This is a genomic window from Mycobacterium colombiense (genome assembly GCF_001672755.1).
Taxonomy (GTDB): Bacteria; Actinomycetota; Actinomycetes; order Mycobacteriales; family Mycobacteriaceae; genus Mycobacterium; species Mycobacterium colombiense_C.
This window is the reverse complement of record NZ_LZKI01000059.1, coordinates 1-849: the sequence shown is the minus strand read 5'-3', so window position 1 is coordinate 849 and position 849 is coordinate 1. Positions and strand designations below refer to the sequence as shown.

Annotated in this window: 1 protein-coding gene; it reads left to right on the top strand. The window is 69.0% G+C overall.

Annotated elements, in window-relative coordinates; translation table 11 throughout:
• Positions 1-849 (top strand): S8 family serine peptidase (locus A5708_RS07825; RefSeq protein WP_155765925.1); only part of this gene is annotated, 849 nt, incomplete at both ends.

The following is an 849-nucleotide window of genomic DNA, read 5'->3' as shown; positions in this document are numbered from 1 at the left end:
GGTGGTGGGGGTCGCCCCGCACGCGACCATCATCTCGATCCGGCAGTCGTCACGGGCCTTCGAGCCGGTCAATCCGCCGCCGGGGGATCCCTACTCCGATGAGAAGGTCAAAGCCGGGACGCTGAATTCGGTTGCGCGAGCGGTGGTTCACGCCGCGAACATGGGGGCGAAGGTGATCAACATTTCGGTCACCTCGTGCCTGCCCGCCGCGTCGCCGGCCGATCAGCGGGCGCTGGGGGCGGCCCTGTGGTACGCGTCCACTGCGAAGGACGCGGTGGTCGTCGCGGCCGCGGGTAACGATGGTGAGGCCGGTTGTAACAACAACCCGGCGTATGACCCGCTGGACCCGTCGGACCCGCGGGACTGGCATCAGGTCAAGATCGTCTCGGCGCCGTCGTGGTTTTCCGATTACGTTCTGTCGGTGGGCGCCGTCGACGCCAGCGGCGCCCCGCTGGACAAGAGCATGTCGGGTCCGTGGGTCGGGGTGGCCGCACCGGGAACCCACATCATGGGCCTCTCACCCCAGGGCGGCGGCCCGGTCAATGCCTACCCGCCGTCGCGGCCGGGCGAGAAGAACATGCCGTTCTGGGGAACCAGTTTCTCGGCGGCCTACGTCAGCGGCGTCGCGGCGCTGGTACGGGCGAAATTCCCGGAGCTCAGCGCGCATCAGGTGATCAATCGGATCGTGCAGTCGGCGCACAATCCGCCTGCGGGCGTTGACAATAAGGTTGGGTACGGGTTGGTGGACCCGGTCGCCGCGTTGACATTCAACATCCCGCCCGGCGACCGGATGCCCCCGGGCGCGCAGAGCCGCGTCATCACCCCGGCCCCGCCGCCTCCGCCGCCCGA